Annotated in this window: 16 protein-coding genes; 8 read left to right on the plus strand and 8 right to left on the minus strand. The window is 64.9% G+C overall.

All coding sequences use genetic code 11. The features are described from left to right. Positions 1-2: 2 nt before the first annotated feature. From N181_RS18555 to N181_RS18575, 5 genes are all read right to left on the minus strand, one after another. Entirely contained in the window at positions 3-797 is a 795-nt protein-coding gene (locus N181_RS18555; protein WP_037428393.1) for a citryl-CoA lyase, read from the minus strand. Between the two features lie 178 nt (positions 798-975). Next, on the minus strand, positions 976-3,114 hold the full coding sequence (gene scpA, locus N181_RS18560) for a methylmalonyl-CoA mutase (protein ID WP_080578994.1): 2,139 nt from the start codon (positions 3,112-3,114) through the stop codon (positions 976-978). A 261-nt stretch (positions 3,115-3,375) separates the two neighbouring features. Beyond that, a complete protein-coding gene (locus N181_RS18565) occupies positions 3,376-5,379 on the minus strand; it encodes an acetyl-CoA carboxylase biotin carboxylase subunit (protein ID WP_037428394.1) in 2,004 nt (667 codons plus the stop codon). A gap of 29 nt (positions 5,380-5,408) precedes the next feature. Then, positions 5,409-5,702 carry a hypothetical protein gene (locus tag N181_RS18570; RefSeq protein WP_234885918.1) on the minus strand — a complete coding sequence of 98 codons (294 nt, stop codon included), beginning with the start codon at positions 5,700-5,702 and terminating at the stop codon, positions 5,409-5,411. Further along, positions 5,702-7,234, minus strand: coding sequence for an acyl-CoA carboxylase subunit beta (locus tag N181_RS18575; RefSeq protein ID WP_037428395.1), 1,533 nt, complete (start codon positions 7,232-7,234; stop codon positions 5,702-5,704). The genes N181_RS18570 and N181_RS18575 overlap by 1 nt, the downstream gene beginning before the upstream one ends. Before the next feature lie 244 nt (positions 7,235-7,478). Between N181_RS18575 and N181_RS18580 the strand changes: the two genes are divergently transcribed. The 4 genes from N181_RS18580 (at position 7,479) to mmsB (ending at position 12,197) form a co-directional block, all read left to right on the plus strand. Then, the gene (locus tag N181_RS18580; protein ID WP_037428396.1) at positions 7,479-8,897 is read left to right on the plus strand and encodes a helix-turn-helix domain-containing protein; all 1,419 of its coding nucleotides are present in this window, start codon (positions 7,479-7,481) and stop codon (positions 8,895-8,897) included. 127 nt (positions 8,898-9,024) lie between these two features. Beyond that, on the plus strand, positions 9,025-10,167 hold the full coding sequence (locus N181_RS18585) for an isobutyryl-CoA dehydrogenase (protein WP_037428398.1): 1,143 nt from the start codon (positions 9,025-9,027) through the stop codon (positions 10,165-10,167). Positions 10,168-10,179: 12 nt separating this feature from the next. Continuing rightward, positions 10,180-11,247, plus strand: coding sequence for an enoyl-CoA hydratase/isomerase family protein (locus N181_RS18590; RefSeq protein ID WP_037428403.1), 1,068 nt, complete (start codon positions 10,180-10,182; stop codon positions 11,245-11,247). A 53-nt stretch (positions 11,248-11,300) separates the two neighbouring features. Further along, complete coding sequence (gene mmsB, locus N181_RS18595; protein ID WP_037428405.1) at positions 11,301-12,197, plus strand: 3-hydroxyisobutyrate dehydrogenase; 897 nt, start codon at positions 11,301-11,303, stop codon at positions 12,195-12,197. Between the two features lie 302 nt (positions 12,198-12,499). Here mmsB and N181_RS18600 read toward each other — a convergent pair whose 3' ends face one another. Together N181_RS18600 and N181_RS18605 are read right to left on the minus strand one after the other, a co-directional pair. Further along, the gene (locus tag N181_RS18600) at positions 12,500-13,249 is read right to left on the minus strand and encodes an SDR family oxidoreductase (protein WP_037428410.1); all 750 of its coding nucleotides are present in this window, start codon (positions 13,247-13,249) and stop codon (positions 12,500-12,502) included. A gap of 258 nt (positions 13,250-13,507) precedes the next feature. Further along, entirely contained in the window at positions 13,508-14,257 is a 750-nt protein-coding gene (locus tag N181_RS18605; RefSeq protein ID WP_037392144.1) for a carbonic anhydrase, read from the minus strand. Between the two features lie 440 nt (positions 14,258-14,697). On the opposite strand from N181_RS18605, the gene N181_RS18610 reads away from it, so the two are divergent. From N181_RS18610 to N181_RS18620, 3 genes are all read left to right on the plus strand, one after another. Continuing rightward, positions 14,698-15,780: a substrate-binding domain-containing protein gene (locus tag N181_RS18610; protein WP_014331274.1), complete on the plus strand. Its 1,083-nt coding sequence runs from the start codon at positions 14,698-14,700 to the stop codon at positions 15,778-15,780. A gap of 279 nt (positions 15,781-16,059) precedes the next feature. Next, positions 16,060-18,315, plus strand: a complete 2,256-nt coding sequence (locus tag N181_RS18615) for an ABC transporter permease (protein WP_060563651.1) — start codon at positions 16,060-16,062, stop codon at positions 18,313-18,315. Continuing rightward, complete coding sequence (locus N181_RS18620; protein WP_037428441.1) at positions 18,308-19,096, plus strand: ATP-binding cassette domain-containing protein; 789 nt, start codon at positions 18,308-18,310, stop codon at positions 19,094-19,096. The genes N181_RS18615 and N181_RS18620 overlap by 8 nt, the downstream gene beginning before the upstream one ends. Before the next feature lie 34 nt (positions 19,097-19,130). Here N181_RS18620 and N181_RS18625 read toward each other — a convergent pair whose 3' ends face one another. Continuing rightward, entirely contained in the window at positions 19,131-20,525 is a 1,395-nt protein-coding gene (locus N181_RS18625; protein ID WP_037428443.1) for a sulfite oxidase, read from the minus strand. Positions 20,526-20,634: 109 nt separating this feature from the next. Here N181_RS18625 and N181_RS33270 point away from each other — a divergent pair, with 109 nt between their 5' ends. Further along, positions 20,635-20,811, plus strand: a complete 177-nt coding sequence (locus N181_RS33270) for a hypothetical protein (protein ID WP_153451592.1) — start codon at positions 20,635-20,637, stop codon at positions 20,809-20,811. The last annotated feature ends 6 nt before the right edge of the window (positions 20,812-20,817 follow it).

Below are 20,817 nucleotides of genomic sequence, written 5' to 3' on the forward strand. Positions count from 1 at the left end.
GATCAGCCGCCGCCCTCGTCGTTGTTCCTGTAGACGACTGCCGCTTCCGCATGCGCCGCCAAGGTGAAACCAATGGGGGTTTGCTGCTCTTCCGCGAGGTGTGCGAGCAGGCCGCCGGCACGGGCCAGCAGCGGTACCGCCTTGATCATCGCGACGGGAAATTCGAGATCCAGAAGCACGGCGGCGATCGGCATCGAAACGTTCATGACAAGGGGCTTTCCCCAGACCTCGGCAGCCGCAGCGCGAAAGTCTCGCGCCATACGCACATGCGGTCCGCTGACGCCGCGCGCGTCCGCGAGTTCGAGGATGCGTTCGGCGCGCGGATCGGTCGGGCGGTGCACCGGGTGGCCGAAGCCCGGCAGTTTTCCGCCGGCCTTGCGGATGTCCTGCAGCATTTCGACGGCGACCAACTTCGCGTCCTCGCCGGCCGCGACGCGGGCCTGCGCTTCCGCCAGAAGCTTGCCGCACCGTTCCGACGTTCCGACCAGCACGGGACCGCAGCCGAGAAGTCCCGCCGCCAGGGCGCCCTGCAGCGAGTCCGGTTCGGCCGCAAGCGTCATGCGCGCCGCCTGGACCGTCGGCATCATGCCGTGCTCGGCGATGGCAATGAGCAGCAGGTCGAGAAAATAGCGCTGGTTGTCCGTCGGTTCCCGGCCGGTCAGCAGCAGGTAGAAATATTCGGTAAAGCTCAGCCGTCCCATGAGGTCGCGACAGAGATCGCGGCCGCGCACCTCGACACTCTCCGCACTTGCCCTGCAAATGCGGGTGATCGCCTCATGAGGTTTGCCGATATGCATGCGGTTCCCTCTGGCAGTCGCCTTGCGGATGAGCTCATCGGCAAGGCGTGCTACAGCGATGATAGTAGATCAAAAAGAGCCGAGGTAAAGCGGGCCGCCCTCGCGAGCCGGGCCTTGCAAACGACGGCTCTCGGCTCACGAGCCGCCGTTCGGACTTAAAGACTGCTATCAGCAGTCCTCAAACGTTGCGCCGCTTGCCTTCGATCAGATCGAGCACCGCGCGCGCCGCATCGAGCACGTGGGTTCCGGGGCCGAAGACGGCTGAGACCCCGTTGTCCATCAGGTATTGATAGTCCTGTCGCGGGATAACGCCGCCGCAGACGACGATGATGTCTTCGCCGCCACGCTTCTTCAGCGCTTGCGCCAACTGCGGCATCAGCGTCTTGTGGCCGGCGGCGAGCGAGGAGACACCGACGACGGTGACTTCTTCGGCAAGGGCCAGATCGGCCGCCTCGTCCGGCGTCTGAAACAGGGGGCCGGCGACCACGTCGAAGCCAATATCGCCGAAGGCCGAGGCGATCACCTTGGCGCCGCGGTCGTGCCCGTCCTGGCCGAGCTTGGCGACCATAATCTTCGGCTTGTGACCGAGCCGCTTGGTGACGTCGCCAAGCCGGCCGGCGAGGACGCCGAGCTCCGGGTCGCCTTCATAGGCCTTGCCGTAGATATCGGTGACAACTTCAGGCACCGCGGCATGGTCCCCGAAGGCCTGCCGCATCGCGTCGGAGATCTCGCCGACGGTAGCGCGCGCTCGGGCGGCTTCGACCGCGGCGCCGAGCAGATTGCCCCTGCCGCTCCGCGCCACCTCGGCCAGCGCGTCAAGCGCCTCCTTCACTTCTTGCGAATCCCGGCGGCGCCTGGTCTCCTCGATCCGCTTGACCTGCGCGGCGCGGACCGCGGAGTTGTCGATCTCAAGGATGTCGATCGGCTCTTCGCTCTCGAGCCGGTACTTGTTGACGCCGACGATGACCTCCTCGCCCCGGTCGACCGCCGCCTGGCGCCGCGTCGCCGCTTCTTCGATCAGCCGTTTCGGCAGGCCGGCATTGACCGCCTTGGTCATGCCGCCGAGCGCCTCGACCTCCTCGATCAGCGCCCAGGCCTCCTCGGCAAGCTCATTCGTCAGGCTCTCGACATAGTAGGAACCGGCGAGTGGATCGACGACCTTGGTGACGCCCGTCTCGTGCTGGAGGATCAACTGCGTGTTGCGGGCGATGCGGGCGGAAAACTCGGTCGGCAGCGCGATCGCCTCGTCGAAGGAATTAGTGTGCAGCGATTGAGTACCACCGAGCACCGCCGACATCGCCTCGAAGGCAGTGCGGATGATATTGTTGTAGGGATCCTGCTCGGCGAGCGACACGCCGGACGTCTGGCAGTGGGTCCGGAGCATCAGCGACGATGCCTTCCTCGGCGCGAACTCCTTCATGATCCGGGTCCAGAGCAGCCGCGCAGCGCGCAGCTTCGCCGCCTCCATGAAGAAGTTCATGCCGATCGCGAAGAAGAAGGAAAGCCGGCCGGCGAAGTCGTCAACGTTCAGGCCCTTGGCGAGCGCGGCGCGCACATATTCGCGCCCGTCGGCCAGCGTGAAGGCCAGCTCCTGCACCAGCGTCGCGCCGGCCTCCTGCATGTGATAGCCGGAGATCGAGATCGAATTGAACTTCGGCATTTCCTTCGCAGTGTATTCGATGATGTCGGCAACGATCCGCATCGATGGTTCCGGCGGATAGATATAGGTGTTGCGGACCATGAACTCCTTGAGTATGTCGTTCTGGATGGTCCCGGAGAGTTTTTCGCGCGACACGCCCTGTTCCTCGCCGGCGACGATGAAGGAGGCCAGAATCGGGATCACCGCGCCGTTCATAGTCATCGACACGGAAATCTTCTCGAGCGGGATGCCGTCGAACAGGATCTTCATGTCCTCGACGGAATCGATCGCCACCCCCGCCTTGCCGACATCGCCCTCGACGCGCGGGTGGTCGCTGTCATAGCCGCGGTGGGTGGCGAGGTCGAAGGCGACCGACACGCCCTGCTGGCCGGCGGCAAGGTTCCTGCGGTAGAAGGCATTGGATGCTTCCGCCGTGGAGAAGCCGGCATATTGCCGGATCGTCCAGGGCCGGCCGGCATACATGGTGGCGCGCGGGCCGCGCAGGAAGGGCTCGAAGCCCGGCAGCGAGTCGAGCGAGCCGATGTCCGACAGGTCGTCGCGCGTATAGAGCGGCTTGACCTCGATGCCTTCCGGGGTGTGCCAGGTGAGGCTTTCCGGGGAGGCCTTCAGCTCTTTCTCTGCGAGGGCGTCCCAGTCTTTGAGTGTTTTGTCAGTCATTGGCGCCACTCCATCCATGCGCATATTTGTCGGAGGCGAGGACACCCCCCTCTTCCCTGCCGGGCATCTCCCTCACAAGGGGGGAGATAGGGGAGGCGCCGTCATGCGCCACTCCAGCTCGTGCTGCCACGCTAATTGTTGTTGCCGAGAGAAGGCAGGGAGCTCGCATCTTGCGGATCTCCCCCCTTGTGGGGGAGATGCCCGGCAGGGCAGAGGGGGGTATCGACGTCTCCCCCGGCAGCTTTACCCCGATCGCTCCCATCACTCGAACTCCATGATCAACTCGTCCACCGCGAGACTCGCCCCGGCGGCGATCGCGACGCGTTTCACCGTCGCGCGCTTCTCGGCCCGCAGGATGTTCTCCATCTTCATCGCCTCGACGACGGCGAGCGACTGGCCGGCCTCGACCGTGTCGCCGGCCTTGACGGTGATCGAGGTGACGATACCGGGCATCGGGCAAAGCAGCATCTTCGACGTGTCCGGCGGCAGTTTCTTCGGCATCAGCCGGGCGAGTTCGGCGACGCGCGGGCTTCTGACGCGGGCGACGACATCGATGCCGCGCCAGCGAAGCCGTATGCCGGTGCCGACGAGGTCGACCTTCACGGCCATCGGCTGATTGTCGATATTGAAGGTGGCGAGCGTGCGGCCAGGCACCCAATCGCTGTCGACCGAAATGGCCCTTTCGTCGGCGAGGCGGACATAGGCGCCGTCGGCCGAGACGCCCGAGGTCATCTGGAATTCGCGCTCGGCAAGACTTGTCACCCACTCATGGCCGACGATCCGGCGATGGTTGCCGATCGTGCCGGAAATCTGGCTGGCGCGCTCCTGCAGGGCCTGGTTGACGGTGACGGCGACGGCGGCGAGTTTCATTGCCGATGCCTCGTCCGGCGTCACGCCCTGGAAGCCGTCGGTGAATTCTTCGGCAATGTAGGCCGTCGTCAGCCGCCCGTCGCGAAACCGCTGCTGCTGCATGACGGCGGAGAGGAAGGGCAGGTTATGGCCGATGCCCTCGACCTCGAAGGCGTCGAGCGCCTCAGCCATCGCTTCGACTGCCTGCGCGCGGTCCGGCCCCCAGGCGCAGAGCTTGGCGATCATCGGGTCGTAGTACATCGAGATCTCGCCGCCCTCGAAGACGCCGGTATCGTTGCGGATGACCGTGCCGTCGTCCTGCCTGCCTTCCTCGGGCGGGCGGTAGCGCGTCAGCCGACCGATCGACGGCAGGAAGTTTCGGTAGGGATCCTCGGCATAGAGCCGGCTTTCAATCGCCCAGCCTTCGAGCTTCACGTCGTCTTGAGTAAAGGACAGTTTCTCGCCAGCGGCGACGCGGATCATCTGCTCGACGAGGTCGAGGCCGGTGACGAGCTCCGTCACGGGGTGTTCGACCTGCAGGCGGGTGTTCATCTCGAGGAAGTAGAAATTGCGCTCGGCGTCGACGATGAATTCGACCGTGCCGGCCGAATGGTAGCCGACCGCCTTGGCAAGCGCGACGGCCTGCTCGCCCATGGCGCGCCGCGTCGTCTCGTCGAGGAAGGGCGAGGGGGCCTCCTCGATGACTTTCTGGTTTCGTCGCTGGATCGAGCATTCGCGCTCGCCGAGATAAAGCGTGTTGCCGTGCTTGTCGCCGAGCACCTGGATTTCGATGTGGCGCGGTTCGGTGACGAATTTCTCGATGAAGATGCGATCGTCGCCGAACGAGCTCTTCGCCTCGTTCTTCGACGACTGGAAACCCTCGCGCGCCTCGCGCTCGTTCCAGGCAATCCGCATGCCCTTGCCGCCGCCGCCGGCCGATGCCTTGATCATCACCGGAAAGCCGATCGATGAGGCGATCCGCGCCGCCTCGTCGGCGTCCTCGATCAGCCCCATATGGCCGGGAACGGTCGAGACATCCGCTTCGGCGGCGATCTTCTTCGAGGTGATCTTGTCGCCCATCGCCTTTATCGCACCGACCGGCGGGCCGATGAAGGCGACGCCCTCCTTCTCGAGCGCCTCCGTGAAGGCGGCGTTTTCGGACAGGAAGCCGTAGCCCGGATGGACCGCGTCGGCGCCGGTCTTGCGGATGGCTTCCAAAATCTTGTCGATGACGATGTAGGACTGACTGGAGGGCGACGGGCCGATGTGGACGGCCTCGTCCGCAAGCCGCACATGCATGGCGTCGCGGTCGGCGTCGGAATGGACGGCGACGGTCGCGATGCCGAGCTTTCTGGCGGTGCGGATGACGCGGCAGGCGATCTCGCCACGGTTGGCGATGAGGATCTTCTTGAACATGCGTTTCTCTTTCAATTCTCTCTGTCGCGTCATCGCCTGAATTTTCGCAAATAGGGCAGTAAACCAATCGCGGCGCCAGCTGCCGTGCCGATAAGGGCGAAGGGCGCAAGCACGGTAGCTGCGGCAAGCAACGGGGCGGTCGAGCGCGCGATAAGCGTTCCGATGGAGCCAATGTCGAGTATCATCAGCACGCCGGCGGCAACTGCACCGGCAAGCAGGCCGGAAAGCGCACTCATCGCCAGATGCCGCAAAATCCGCCGCTGATTGCGGCTGCCGGCTTGAGGTATTGTCCGAGTTTGCGGTTGCGGCGCCATGGTTTTCATCACAGCGGGATCGTGTCGTGCTTACGCCAGCGCGTCTCCACCTGCTTGTTGCGGAGGGATGCGAAGGCGCGGGCGATGCGGCGGCGCGAGGAGTGCGGCATGATCACTTCGTCGATAAAGCCGCGCTCGGCGGCGACGAAGGGGTTGGCGAAACGCTCCTCGTATTCCTTGGTGCGGGCGGCGATCTTCTCGGAATCGCCGAGTTCGGAACGATAGAGGATCTCGGTCGCGCCCTTGGCGCCCATCACGGCGATCTCGGCGGTCGGCCAGGCATAGTTGACGTCGGCGCCGATATGTTTCGAGGCCATGACGTCATAGGCGCCGCCATAGGCCTTGCGGGTGATCAGAGTCACCATCGGCACGGTCGCCTGGCTATAGGCGAAGAGCAGCTTGGCGCCGTGCTTGATGACGCCGCCATATTCCTGGGCCGTGCCGGGCAGGAAGCCGGGCACGTCGACGAGCGTCAGGATCGGAATGGAGAAGGCGTCGCAGAAGCGCACGAAGCGGGCGGCTTTCCGCGAGGAATCGATGTCGAGGCAGCCGGCGAGCACCACCGGCTGGTTGGCGACGACCCCGACCGTCTGGCCCTCCATGCGGATGAAGCCGGTGATGATGTTGCGGGCGAAGCCCGCCTGCAGCTCGAAAAAGTCCCCTTCGTCGGCCACGGCGAGGATCAGCTCCTTCATGTCGTAGGGCTTGGCGGCACTCTCCGGAATGAGGCTGTCGAGGCGCATCTCGAGACGTGCCGGGTCGTCGTGGAAGGGTCGGACCGGCGGCTTCTCGCGGTTGTTGAGCGGCAGGAAGTCGAAGAGCAGGCGCACCTGTTCAAGCGCCTCGACGTCGTTCTCATAGGCGCCGTCGGCGACCGAGGATTTGCTCGTATGGGTGCGCGCGCCGCCGAGCTCTTCCGCGGTGACGATCTCGTTCGTCACCGTCTTCACGACGTCCGGTCCGGTCACGAACATGTAGGAACTATCGCGCACCATGAAGATGAAGTCGGTCATCGCCGGCGAATAGACGGCGCCGCCGGCACAAGGCCCCATGATCACCGAGATCTGCGGAATGACGCCGGAGACCTCGGCATTGCGGCGGAAGACCTCGGCATAGCCGGCAAGCGAGGCGACGCCTTCCTGGATGCGGGCACCGCCGCTGTCGTTGAGGCCGATCACCGGGGCGCCGTTGCGCGCCGCCATGTCCATGATCTTGCAGATCTTCTGCGCATGCGTCTCGGAGAGCGAGCCGCCAAGCACGGTGAAGTCCTGGGAAAAGACATAGACCTGCCGGCCGTTGATCGTGCCCCAGCCGGTGACGACGCCATCGCCGGCGATCTTTTCCTCGGCCATGCCGAAGTCGACGCAGCGGTGCGTGACGTACATGTCGTATTCTTCGAAGGAGCCCTCGTCGAGCAGCACGTCGATGCGCTCGCGGGCCGTCAGCTTGCCCTTGCCGTGCTGCGCGGCGATGCGGCGCTCGCCGCCGCCGGCCCTGGCCTGAGCCCGCCGGGCCTCGACCTGTTCAAGTATGGCGCGCATCGCTCTCCTCCCATTTTTCGCTGATTGTGCAGAGGCTTCGCTACTGCATGTTTCCTTAAATCCTAGCCGATTTAAGGATAAAACATGCAGCAATTCAAAAGTGCTACAGCGACCTTTGCGCGTCTGCTCAGACGCGCGGCGCTGTACGATCGCAATAGCGCCGAACGGTCGCTGGTAAAAAGCCGGATCATGTGCAAATGTGGAAGATATAAAATTGTAAAACGCGAATTGCAAAGTTGCAAACATGGCGATCGGCAAGCTCTATATCGGCCGCAAGGTACGCGAATTGCGGGAGGCCAACCGCGCGACGCAGGGGCAGTTCGCCGAACGGATCGGCATCTCGACGAGCTATCTGAACCAGATCGAAAACAACCAGCGTCCGGTCTCCGCGGCGGTGCTGCTGGGCCTGGCGGAGAAGTTCCAGATCGACATCGCCGAGCTTTCCTCGGGGGAGGGTGACCGGCTGCTTTCGGCCCTCTCGGAGGCGCTCAGCGACCCGCTCTTCGAGACCTATGCACCGAGCCTCCAGGAACTCAAGCTCATAACCCAGAATGCGCCGGGTCTGGCGCATGCGCTGATCAAGTGCCACCAGGCCTATCGCCGCAACAGCGAACAACTCGCCAGCATCGACGACACGATCGGCCGCGACGCCTCCTTCGTCGAGACCACGCCCTACGAGGAGGTGCGCGACTTCTTCCATTTCGTCGACAACTACATTCACGAGATTGACACGCTCGCCGAGCGGCTTGCAGGCGAACTCGGCGTCGGCGAGGGTGACAACCACACAGCGCTGACGAGTTATCTCGAACAGCGGCATGGCGTGCGCGTCGTGCGGGGTGCGGCCGGCGACGAGTCGATCCGCCGCTACGATCCGCGCTCGCGGATCCTGACCCTCAACCCCTACGCGCCGGCCGCGACCCGCGACTTCCAACTCGCGCTGCAAATCGCTCAGCTTCATGCGCGCGAGGAGATCGACCGCGTCGCGGGCGGCGCCGGCTTCCGCACCGAGGAAGCCTACGAGATCTGTCGAATCGGCCTGCAGAATTACTTCGCCGGCGCCTTGATTCTCCCTTACCAGGCCTTTCTCAAGACGGCGCGCGAGTTGCGCCACGACATCGAACTCATCGCCGCCCGCTTCGGCGCCTCGCTGGAGCAGGTCTGCCATCGGCTGTCGACGCTGCAGCGGCCGGGGCAGAAGGGCATTCCGATCTTCTTCGCGCGCATCGACAGGGCCGGCAATATCACCAAGCGCCACAGTGCCGCCAAGCTGCAATTCGCCCGTTTCGGCGCGGCCTGCCCGCTCTGGAACGTCCACCAGGCCTTCGAGGCGCCAGGCCGGATCATCCGGCAGCTTGCCGAAACGCCGGACGGGGTGCGCTACCTTTGTCTCGCGACCCAGATCACCAAGGGTGGCGGCGGCTATCGGGCCGCCCATCCGCGCTACGCGCTCGCGCTTGGCTGCGAGATCTCCTATGCGGATGCCTTCGTCTATGCGGACGACATGGATCTCGGCAACCGCGCCGCCTTCGACCCCATCGGCATCTCCTGCCGCATCTGCGAGCGCACCAAGTGTGCCAGCCGCGCCGTGCCGCCGCTGAAGCGCAAGCTGATCGTCGACCATGACATGCGCGGCTCTCTGCCGTATCGTTTAAGTGAGAGTTGAGCGCCTTGCATTCGAAGATCTGTTCGTTTTTGAACAGATACTGTGAGAATTTGCGTCTGTGCCTGTGCGAGATTTGATGTAACTACAGCGCCACATCTTCAATATGCCGGTCAGGGAGGACATGCATATGGATTTTCGCCTGTCGGAGGAGCAGGAAGCCATCCGCGCGATGGCGCTCGATTTTGCGCGGGACGAGCTTGCGCCCCATGCCATCGATTGGGACCAGCAGAAGCATTTTCCGGTGGAGACGCTGCGGGCCGCCGCCGCGCTCGGCATGGCCGGCATCTATGTTCGCGACGACGTCGGCGGCACCGGGCTCACCCGTCTCGACGCGGCGATGATTATCGAGGCGCTGGCGACCGGCTGCCCGGCGATCGCTTCCTTCGTGTCGATCCACAATATGTGTGCCGGCATGATCGACCGCTACGGCACGCAAGAGCAGCGCCAGCGGCTGTTGCCGACGCTGCTGACCATGGAGGTCCTGGCGAGCTATTGCCTGACCGAGCCCGGTTCCGGCTCGGACGCGGCGGCGCTGAAGACCAAGGCGGTGCGTGACGGCGACGCCTATCTCCTGACCGGTCAGAAGCAGTTCATTTCCGGTGCCGGCGAGTCCGGTCTTTACGTCGTCATGGCCCGCACCGGCGAGGACGGCCCGAAGGGCATTTCCGCCTTCGTCGTCGACAAGGAAACGCCCGGCCTCACCTTCGGCGCCAACGAGAAGAAGATGGGCTGGCATGCCCAGCCGACGCGGGCGGTGATGCTCGATAATGTCCGCATCCCGGCGGAGAACCGGTTGGGGGCCGAGGGCGAGGGGTTCAAGATCGCCATGGCCGGCCTTGACGGCGGGCGGCTGAACATCGCCGCCGCCTCGCTCGGCGGCGCGCAGGCCGCCTTCGACAAGGCGCTCGCCTATGTCCAGGAACGCCGCGCCTTCGGAAAAGCGATCGGCGAATTCCAGGCGCTGCAGTTCCGCCTCGCCGACATGGCAACCGATCTCGAGATCGCCCGCACCTTCCTGTGGCGCGCAGCCTCAGCGCTCGATGCGGCCGACCCGGAGGCGACCAAGCTCTGCGCCATGGCCAAGCGCTTCGTCACCGACCGCTGCTTCGCCATTGCCAACGATGCGCTGCAATTGCATGGCGGCTACGGCTATCTCGCCGATTACGGCGTCGAGAAGATTGTCAGGGACCTGAGGGTGCACCAGATACTCGAGGGAACCAACGAGATCATGCGGCTGATCGTGTCGCGCGCCGTCATGGGCCGGAAATAGGAAGGACACTTCATGGAAATGCAGACCGCTCTACCGGACGTCATCGTCGAACGCCAAGGTGCGATCGGCAGGCTCCGGCTCAATCGGCCGCGCGCGCTGAACAGTCTCAACCAGGCGATGATCCGGGCAATCGACGCGGCGCTCACCGAGTTCGAGCGCGATCCGGCGATCGCCGCCGTTCTCGTCACCGGCGAGGGCGAGCGCGGGCTGTGCGCCGGCGGCGATATCCGCATGATCTACGAGAGCGGCCGCGAACGGCCCCAGGAAGGGGCGCAATTCTGGCGCGAGGAGTTCATCGTCAACAGCCGCATTGACGCTTATGGCAAGCCCTATATCGCCATCATGGACGGCATCGTCATGGGCGGAGGGGTGGGCGTTTCCTCGCATGGCAGCCACCGCATCGTCACCGAGAAAACGCGGTTCGCCATGCCGGAAACGGGGATCGGCTATTTCACCGATGTCGGCGCGACCTGGCTCCTGCCGCGCGCCCCGGGCGAGTTCGGCACCTATCTCGGCCTTACCGGCCGCGACATCGGTGCTGCGGCGGCCATCTACGCGCGGCTTGCCGATAGCTTCATCCCATCGGAAAAGATCGACGAACTGATCGCCTCGCTCGTCAGGCTTCCCGCGTCGGCCACCGCCGAGGACATTTCGGCCGCGATCCGGGCCGTCTCCGGCGAAGCGCCGGCCTCGGCGCTGCTCGACCACGTCGCGCTCATCGACCGCTGCTTCGCCTTTGACACGATCGAGGAAATTCTTGCGGCCCTGGAAGAGGACGGCTCCGACTTCGCCCGCGAGACGATCGCGCTGTTGAGGACCCGCTCGGCGATCAGCCTGAAGCTGACCCTGTCGCTGCTCAGAGCCGGGCGCCGCAGCGCGACGCTGAACGAATGCCTGGAGCGCGAATATGCGGGCTGCGTCGCTATGCTCTCCAATCCGGACTTCTACGAGGGCGTGCGCGCCGCGGTGATCGACAAGGATCGCAATCCGAAATGGTCCGTCGCGCTTCACGAGGTCACGCCGCAAATGCTGGCTCGCTTCGAGCGCTACGACGGCGCGCCGTTGTTTGCCGCGGGCTGAAGACGATCGCGCCGCGGACGTGACGCAGACGTAAGTTGAGGAGGAGAGGCAAGATGACGAAGATCGCCTTTATCGGGCTTGGCAATATGGGCGGCCCGATGGCCGCCAATCTGGTGAAGGCGGGGCACGCCGTCACCGGCTTCGACCTGTCGGAGGCGTCGCGCAATGCGGCCGCCAAGTCGGGCGTGTCGGTCGCCGGAGCGATCTCCCAGGCGGTGCGCGAAACCGAATGCGTCATCACCATGCTGCCGGCGGGTTCGCACGTCATCTATGTCTGGGACGAGTTGCTCGGCTTCGTCGATCCGGGCACGCTGATCATCGACAGCTCGACGATCGACGTCGAAAGCGCCCGCAAGGTCCACGGTTTCGCAGAGAAGGCCGGCTGCCCATCGCTCGATGCGCCGGTGTCCGGCGGCACGGCAGGTGCTGCCGCCGGCGCGCTGACCTTCATGGTCGGCGGCAGCGACGGCGCCTTTTCCCGCGGCAAGCACTTGCTCGAGGCGATGGGCAAGAAGATCGTCCATTGCGGCGATGCCGGTGCCGGCCAGGCCGCCAAGATCTGCAACAACATGATCCTCGGCGTCTCGATGGCGGCGGTCTGCGAGGCCTTTGTGCTCGCCGAGCGCCTCGGCCTGTCGCACCAGGCGCTCTTCGACGTGGCGTCGACCTCGTCCGGCCAATGCTGGTCGCTCACCTCCTATTGCCCCGTACCCGGCCCCGTCCCGGCCTCGCCCGCCAACAACGACTACAAGCCGGGCTTCATGGCAAGCCTAATGCTGAAGGATCTGATGCTGTCGCAGCAGGCGGCTGCCGCGAGCGGTGCGACGACGCCGATGGGCGCGCAGGCGGCGCAGCTCTACAGCCTCTTCGAGAAGCTCGGCCATGGGACCGAGGATTTCTCCGGGCTGATCCGCATGCTGCGCGGGACGGAGGCGGTGAAGAGCGGGTAGAAGCGCCTGCGTCCGGAGCAAATAGGCGGGTGTTGGCACCCCCCTCTGCCCTGCCGGGCATCTCCCCCACAAGGGGGGAGATTGGCAAGCAGCAACCTCCCGCTCAAACAATTACCCTTCGCCTGAATCGCTAAGCCGCGTGGCTTCAGCATTTGCCAGCTCACTGTTGGGCAGGACCGTGCTTCCAGCCAATCTCCCCCCTTGTGGGGGAGATGCCCGGCAGGGCAGAGGGGGGTGCTATTCCGCGCGTAGGCGGTCGTCGCCCCAACCATCCAATCAGACCCGGTCCCGCTCTGCCCACCTCACATCTGCCCGGTCATGCCGCCATCGACCGTAAGGGTGATGCCGTTGACGAAGCTCGCCGCCGGCGAGGCGAGGAAGACGGCGGCGGGCGCAATCTCCTCGGGCCGCCCCCAACGTTTCAGCGGGATACGGACCTCGACGAAGGCCTGGAGCGCCTGGTCGGCGGCGAGATGCGCATTGGTCTCGGTCGCGAACCAGCCGGGCGCGATCGCGTTGACGGTCAGATTGTCGGCGCCGAGCTCGACGGCCAGCGAGCGCGTCAGCGCCGAGAGTCCACCCTTTGCCGCCGTATAGGCCGGATCGCCGGCGCGGGCGGCAAAGGCGGCGATCGACGTCACGAAGATCAGCCGGCCGGCCGCGGAACGCTTGAGCAACGGAAGGGCCGCCCGCGCGACGGCATAGGCCGCTGTCAGGTCGGTATTCAGGAGCTGTGCGAAATCCGCCGGCTCCATCGCCTCGGTGCCGCGCCTGTCGCGCTCGCCGACCGCATGAATGAGAATATCGAGCTGACCGGTCCTCTCGGTCGCCTGGGCGACGATCGCGCCGGCATCCTGCGTGATGTCGCCCGGGGCGATCCCGATCGCAAGACCGTCGCCGGCCAGCCGCTCGCGCGCCGCTTCGAGGCTTTGTTTGTTGCGGCCGTTGATCACCGTCCAGGCGCCGGCCCGGGCGAGCGCCTTGGCCATTTCCAGTCCGAGTCCGCGTCCGCCGCCTGTGACCAACCCCGTTTTGCCGGTTAGATCGAACATTGTTGCCCTCGTCGCTGGTGTTCGTTCCTACAGCGCCGTGCGCCTTCAGGCGCGCTGCAGCACTTTGAATTACTGCATGCTTTTATCCTTGGATCGGCTCCGATCTAAGGAACTTGCAGTAGGACATTTGCAACGAGGGGGCGCTTTCCGCAAGCATTGTCGCGAACGCGCTGTCACGAAAACCATCCCGGCAAGGCAACACCTTGCCGGGATGGGCCAGAAGCCGTCAGGAGAAGCGACGGCCGCTGAAAGGTTTGATCAGCTGGAGCTCAGGACGTAGCGGCGGTGGCCGGCAACAGCCGGCCGCGCGTTCATCGAATAGAGCGCCGTGAACTTCTTGATGTCGGCCGGATCCACCTCGATCGGCTCCATCGCCACCATCCAGTCGACGATCTCGCTGCAGGGCGGGGTGGTGAGCGATCCCTCATAGGCCCAATATTTGAGCGAGGAAGGCAGCAGGCCCTTCGGGTCGACGGCGTCGAGTGCAACCTCTTCGCCGGCCTTCTGCGGGAACTTCGCCGCGAGGCTCGCGAAGGTCGGGTTGGTCTTGCCCGGAACGATGAAAACGCCAAGCACGCCGAGCGCGCCGGTTTCGGCGTGCTTGTGGACGAAATGCACCTCCATCGGGAAGTTCTTGCCGTCGACCAGATGTTCGCTCGGCGCGTGGAAGTGGTACTGCACCAGCTCGTAGGTCTTGTGGCCGCGTTTGAGCGTGCCGCCGGCCGCCTTCACCTGGATCGTGTGGCCGTTGTTGAGGATCGTGCCGCCGCTCTTCCAGTCGGTCGCGAGGTCCGGGATATCGGCCTTGATCGCGCCCGTGATGTCGATCGGCGATTGCTGCGAGCCGGCTGAACAGGCACCGTTCTCCTTGCTCAAGGAGCCCCAGTGTTCCGGACCCTCCTCGCCTTCGTAGCTCCAATGCACGCCTTCGGCGGCGTAAGCCGTCTTGACGCAGAGCGGGCAGGCGGCAAGCAAGGCCAGGCCCCGGAGGAAATCACGCCTTTCCATTCATATTCCCTTTCGAATGATCGCGAGCCGATAGCGCTCGCGGGGACGGGATGTTGTTCCTAAAACCCCATCTATCAACTGACCGAAACGACGCGGTTCAAAAAGGCTGCGCGAAACGGATATCGCCTGCGGGATTTGCGTGTTCGGGACAAGGAGCCGACGAGGGCGGCCGGTTCGCCGTTCGCGCAGCCGCTTCCGTCGGCCGACAAGTTCGCCATTTACTTGTGCTCCAACTGCGCAGAAAATAGGCGGATGGGAGGAAGCCTTCGGCGCACCTCTCGATAACTGCGCTCGAACTGCTTTCACCCGCTGACACTCGGAGGGGGAGGGGGCAAAGTGTACGCGGTTTTCCACCCGTATCCCACTCTAACCATTGGGAAGCGGTCACGCAGGTTATGGTTGTCAGAACCAGCAATGGCGTGATCCGAGGGAGGAAAGCCATGAGAAGAATTTTGCTCTCCGCGGTCTCCGCCGCGGCGTTATCAGTTGGCGTAACATCGGCATACGCACAATCGGGCAGCGTCGAGAAAGCCGTCGGCGGCTACAATTTCGAGGACGCCGCCAAGGAAGATGCGAAAACCAAGGACTTCCATTCGGCCGATGGTCATCTGACCTTCGCCATCGTCACCCATACGGCCGGCAACGGCTTCTTCGATCCGGTCTATGTCGGGGCGAGGGTGGCCGGCAACATGATCGGCGCCGAGATCCTGCTTCTCGGCTCGGAATCGCCTGTCGACGACCCGGCGCGCGAAATCGAGATCCTCAACCAGATCATCCGCGATCCGAAGATCGACGGCATCATCATGACGACGCCGCAGGTCGGCGCCTATAACGACATCGTCAAGGCGGCCGAAGCGGCCGGCATACCGGTTGCCACGACGAATTCGTTCGATGAAACGATCCTCAACCGCAGCGGCATCAGCCACACCGGACAGGATGCCTCGGCGGCGGCGATCGGCGGCGAGGCGCTCGCCAAATGCGTGCTCGACAGCGGCAAGACCAGCGGCTCGATCCTGCTGCCTTCATCGACCGCCATGGGCAACATCGAGGTGAACAATCGCGTCACCGCCGCCTTCAACGCGGTGGTCAAGACGCTGAAGGACGCCGGCAAGCTCGAAGCCTTCAAGGTCGATGCCGGGCCGGAGAATGTCGGCATCGACACGAACCCGAACGATCCGGTCAACGCGCTCGTGACGCTCTTCGAATCGCGCGGCGACGTGGTCGGCGCCTTCACGGCCAACAACGTCTTCACGCCGCCGCTCGTCAAGGCGGTGGAGCAGATGGGCTGGACGGGCAAGTTCTGCGCCTTTGGCTTCGACCTCGGCCCGGCACAGCAGGAAGGAATCGCCGCCGGCAACCTGACCGGCTCGCTCGGGCAGCAGCCCTTCCTGCAGGGCTTCTGGCCGGTCATGCAGCTCTACCTGCAGATCGACCGCGGTATCTCGGCCGCCAATCTCGACACGCGCGCCCAGCTCGTGACCAAGGAGAACGTCGCCAAGGTCGGCAAGCGCTTCGAAAACTGACCGGAGCTGGATCGTGTTGAGAGCGATGATGGAGACAAGCTCGACCCCCTCTGGCCTGCCGGCCATCTCCCCCACAAGGGGGGAGAACGCCCGTGGCAGCGTCCAGTGTTCCTCCACACGCTCTGAGCCGCGAAGCCTGAATGACGGATCGATGTGCTTGCCTCGGGTCCTCTCCCCCCTTGTGGGGGAGATGGCCGGCAGGCCAGAGGGGGTAGGGCGTCCGCCTCTATCTCGTACGGATCGCATTGATCCTGCGAGGAGCAAGCGGAAGACCTCCACATGATGCCGACCACGACCGCATCGCTCGGCCGCGCCCCCTCCCAACTCGCCGGCACCTGGGAGGGCGGGCTGCTCATCTTCATCGCGCTGCTCTATCTGGCCGGAGCGGTCGTCAACCCGACCTTTTTCGGTTCGACCGAGGGCCTCCACGCGCTGCTGCGCGACACCTCCCGCGTCGGGATCATCGCCGTCGGCATGACCTTCGTCATCGTCAACAAGGATCTCGATCTCTCCGTCGGCTCAACCTACGGGCTGATCGCAGTCGTTTTCGCGAGGCTCTTCGCGCCGAACTTTCTCGATTTCGGCGTCGTCGCCACCATCCTCCTCTGCCTGCTCCTCGGCGCCGCCATCGGCCTCCTCAACGGCGTGCTCGTCACGCTCCTGAGAGTCCCGGCCTTCATCGCCACGCTGACGATGCTGTTCATCGGCCGCGGCTTCGTGCTGGCGCTGACCCATGGCCAGGCGATCTACTATTCGGGCAAGGCCAGGGACAACCCGCTTTTCCTTCACCTGGGCGAAACGAATGCCCTCGGCTTCAACAACCAGATCGCCATCTTCGCCATTGTCGCCGCGATCGGAGCGATCGTGCTTGCCAAGACGCGCTGGGGTTATGAGACCTTTGCCACCGGCGGCAACGAACAGGCGGCCGTCTATGCCGGCATCCCGGCGAATTGGGTGCGTATCCGCGCCTATCTGATCTCGTCGCTCTCGGCGACGGTCGCCGCCCTCCTGGCGGCCGCCCAGGACAAGGGCGTGACGCCGCTCTATGGCGTGAGCTGGGAGCTTACCGTGATCGCCTCGGTGATCATCGGCGGCGCCTCGATCCTCGGCGGCCGCGGCCGGGTCGTCGGGTCCTGCCTCGGTGCGGCGCTGGTCGTGCTCATCGACAAGGTGCTGCGCGAAGGCTGGCCGATCACCCGCACGGTCGTCATCGACGGCGAGAGCATCGCGGTCGGCGCCCGCTATACGCTGCCGGCAGGCGCAGTGCTGGTCTTCCTCGGCCTCCTCCTCGTCATCGCCGTGCTCATCGAACCCTATCTCATTCGCCGCCAGGTGCTCACCCGTTTCTGGGCCTGGCTGCGCCGGCGGCCGCCGCCTGCAGCGATGGAAATGGGTGGCGTTGCCCTCGAGGGGGTGCAGACCAAGGGAGCGATGGCGGCGGACATGGCGCTGTCGGCCACAGGGCTCGGCAAATTTTTGGCGCGGCGCGATGCGCTGGCCATCATCCTGGCCGCCGTTCTGTGGCTGACGGGCCTGGCGCTTCGGCCGGACTACTGGTGGAACCTCTCCAACACCTTCGCCATCCTCCTCAACTACACGGAGCTGGCGCTGATCACGATCGGGCTGACCTATGTGATCGCGGCCGGAGATATCGATCTCTCGGTCGGCGCGGTCCTGGCGCTTGCCGGCAGCACGGCGGCCTATTTCCTCAAGGTGCTGGGGGCCGATCCGATGACGGCGATCGCCATGGGGCTCGTCGTCGGCATGGCCGCGGGTCTCGTCAACGCCACCGTGACCGTGGGGTTCAAATTACCCTCCTTCATCGCCACGCTCGGCATGTTCTACATCGCCCGCGGTCTCGCCGCCTGGTTCGTTGCCGGGCAGCAATTGACCGGCTGGACCGAGGCCTACAATCTCATTGGCCGCAAGGTGAGCGACGTCCTCCTTTATTTCGGCGTCTCGCTGCCGCCGGGCATCATCCGTAACGTCACCGAGGTCGTCAGCGTCCAGACGGTCTGGATGTTCTTCGTCGCCGTGGTCGCCGGCGTCGTGCTTGCCTATACGCCGTTCGGCCTCAAGGTCTGCGCCACCGGCGGCAATCTCAGGGCGGCGGCCTATGCCGGCATCAACACCAGCCGTATCCGCTTCCTCTCGCTGATGCTGGCGGCCCTCTGCGCCACCATGGCGGGACTCATCAACGTCGCCTATTTCCGCAGCTTCAACCCGGTTGCCGGCCAGTTCCGCGAGCTCGACGCCATCGCCTCGGTGATCATCGGCGGCGGGTCGATCTTCGGCGGCCACGGGACGATGATCGGCGCGCTTGCCGGGGCCGCCGTCATCACGCTGATCCGGGCGCTGCTGCAGCTGAACGTCCAGGGGTTCACCATGCCGCAGCACTGGATCAACGTCTTCATCGGCGTCATTTTGATCGTCGCCGTACTGATCGACATATGGGTGCGCCAGGCCAACATCCTCGGGACTCTCCGGGCGCGCTTTGCGAAGCGAGCGCCAAGTGGAGCGGCAAGCCATGGTTGACACGCAATCGACCCAACCGATCGTCGAGATGCGCGGCATCGAAAAGGCCTTCGGCGCCGTGCAGGCGCTTCGCAAGGTCGATCTCGTCCTCTATCCCGGCGAAATCCTCGGCCTCGTCGGCGACAACTCGGCCGGCAAGTCGACGCTCATGAAAATCCTGACGGGCGCCTATCAGCGCGATACGGGCGAAATCTTCGTCGCCGGTGAGCCGGTGCAGTTCAAGAGCCCGCATGAGAGCCGTGACGCCGGTATCGAGATGATCTACCAGGACTTCGCGCTCTGCGGAAACATGGATGTCGGCCAGAACATCTTCCTTGGCCGCTGGCCGCTCAAGGGGCCGTTCGTCGACCGGCGGGCAATGTATGCGGAAGCCGACCGCGTGCTGAAGCGGCTGAAGGTCGATGTGAACTCGGTCTACCAGAAGGTCGAGAGCCTCTCGGGCGGCCGCCAGCAGTCCGTGGCGATCGCCCGCGCCATCTCCTTCGAGCCGCGCGTGGTCATCCTCGACGAACCGACCGCCAACCTTTCGGTGATGGCGACCGAACGGCTGCTCGAGACCATGCTCGAATTAAAGAGGCAAGGCGTCGCCCAGATCATCATCTCGCACCGGCTCGTCGACATCTTCGCCGTCGGCGACCGGGTCATGGTGCTGAAACGTGGCGAATATGTCGGCGACCGTTACATCAGGAATACCGACGAGCACGAGGTGCTGGAGATTATCGTCTCCGGCACCCGCGAGACAGCGCTGACGTCCGATGAGGCAAGACTGCGCCGATCGTAGGACGGCGACGATTCAAGGAAACATGCAGCGGGTCTCAGACCACCCGCGCCGTCACACAGTGGATCGAATTGTTGCCGTAGCCCAGACGGTTCCACTCGGCGTGCTCGGGCTGAGTCCGGCCCGCCATGTCGGTGGCACGCGCCCGCACGACGAGCGGTCCCGTCTCATCAAGGCGCATGATCAGCTCCCACCATTGCCATGCGGAACTCCGCCTTTCGCCCACGAGCCGCGCCTCGCGCCACGGCCCATCGTTCAGGCTTATATCGACCCTCGATATGGTTCCGGTGCCTGACCACGCGACGCCACGGATCGCCGTCTCGCCGCGTGGCAGGCTCTCCCCCTGATCCGGCGAAGCAATCAGCGCCCGCACATTCATGAGCGTTACCGGCTCAAGCTCGTCGCGCCCGTTCCGGACCCACTGGTACCAGTACTTTTCCGTCTGGTAGTGGGCCTCGCAGGGCGTGTCGGTAGCGATGATCTCGGTCAGCCACTTGACGGAGGCCACCGCATACCAGCCGGGCACGATCAGCCGCAGCGGGTAGCCGTGCGGCGGCGACAGCGGCTCGCCGTTCATCTCGTAGGCGAGCAGCACTCCCGCTTCGCGGATTTGGTCGAAGGAAAGATCGCGCTCGAAACGGATCGGGGCATCGTGACCGTCGACGACCCCGCCGTCCGCACCGCGGAACGTCAGGTGCGTCGCGCCGGGCTGCAAACCTGCCCGTTCGATCACCTCGATCAGCGGAACGCCGGTCCATTCGGCCGTGCTGACGGCGCCCACGCCCCAGGGTTCTCCGGGCACCTCTGGATCGAACTGGCTGCGGCCATTGCCGGCGCATTCGAGCGTCACCACAAGGCTCTCGGCGCGAAGATTGTGCAGGTCTCGCATGCTGAGGCTGAGGGGCCTTTCGACCAGCCCGCCGACGGCAAGCCGATAGCGCTCGCCATCGAGGTTCGGAATATCGAAGTGGTTGCGCAGGTAGAACCGACCGTTGGGCATGACCGCCCCGCCCGCGAGGTCCGGCACCGACGTTTCGCCGTTCAACGGATTGGCCCGATGAATGAGGAGTCCCGCCTCGACGGCGTCCTGGCAAGCGTCGGCAGGATCGAGCAGCGCGGCCGAAACCTCCGCCGGGGGCCGATCGCAGCCGCCACTCGCGACCACCTCGGCGCAGGTCGACGCCGCCATCGCCTCGACCTCGCCGACCTGACGGAACGGCGCCAGGAAAGCCTCGAGGGCGATCTCGTCCGCCGCCTCGGCGATGAAGAACAGCGAGTGGGTACCGCGAACGACGGCCTCGCCCTTGATGACGACGCCGTGGCGGGCAGCGCTCGGCCGGCTCAAATGGTTCAGCAGCATCACGCCCATTGCCGGATCGCGCGCGGGGCAGGCCTCGGGCGAATGCTGATGACGCACAATGAACAGAGGCATCGGGAACCTTTCGGCAAGGCCGCACGGGCATTCGCGGCAATATAGCATGTGGCATCTTCGCTTTCGCCGGGTATCGCTGAAAGTCTGCTGTGGGAGATGCCGGACGGCTATGGCGACGGCAAACTCCGTCATCTCTGCGATCTTACGATATGGACGGGTGCGCCGGGCCGCCGGCGTCACGGATGAAACCTCGGTCGCCTGCGGCCGCGTCGAGGCCGGCGAGCCGGCCGACCGGGCGGGACTTTGCGAAGGCGACGTCGTGTTGCCGATCGCGAGACCTTGGTGAACCGGC

Origin of the sequence: Sinorhizobium fredii USDA 205 (assembly GCF_001461695.1) — a bacterium.
GTDB lineage: Bacteria > Pseudomonadota > Alphaproteobacteria > Rhizobiales > Rhizobiaceae > Sinorhizobium > Sinorhizobium fredii.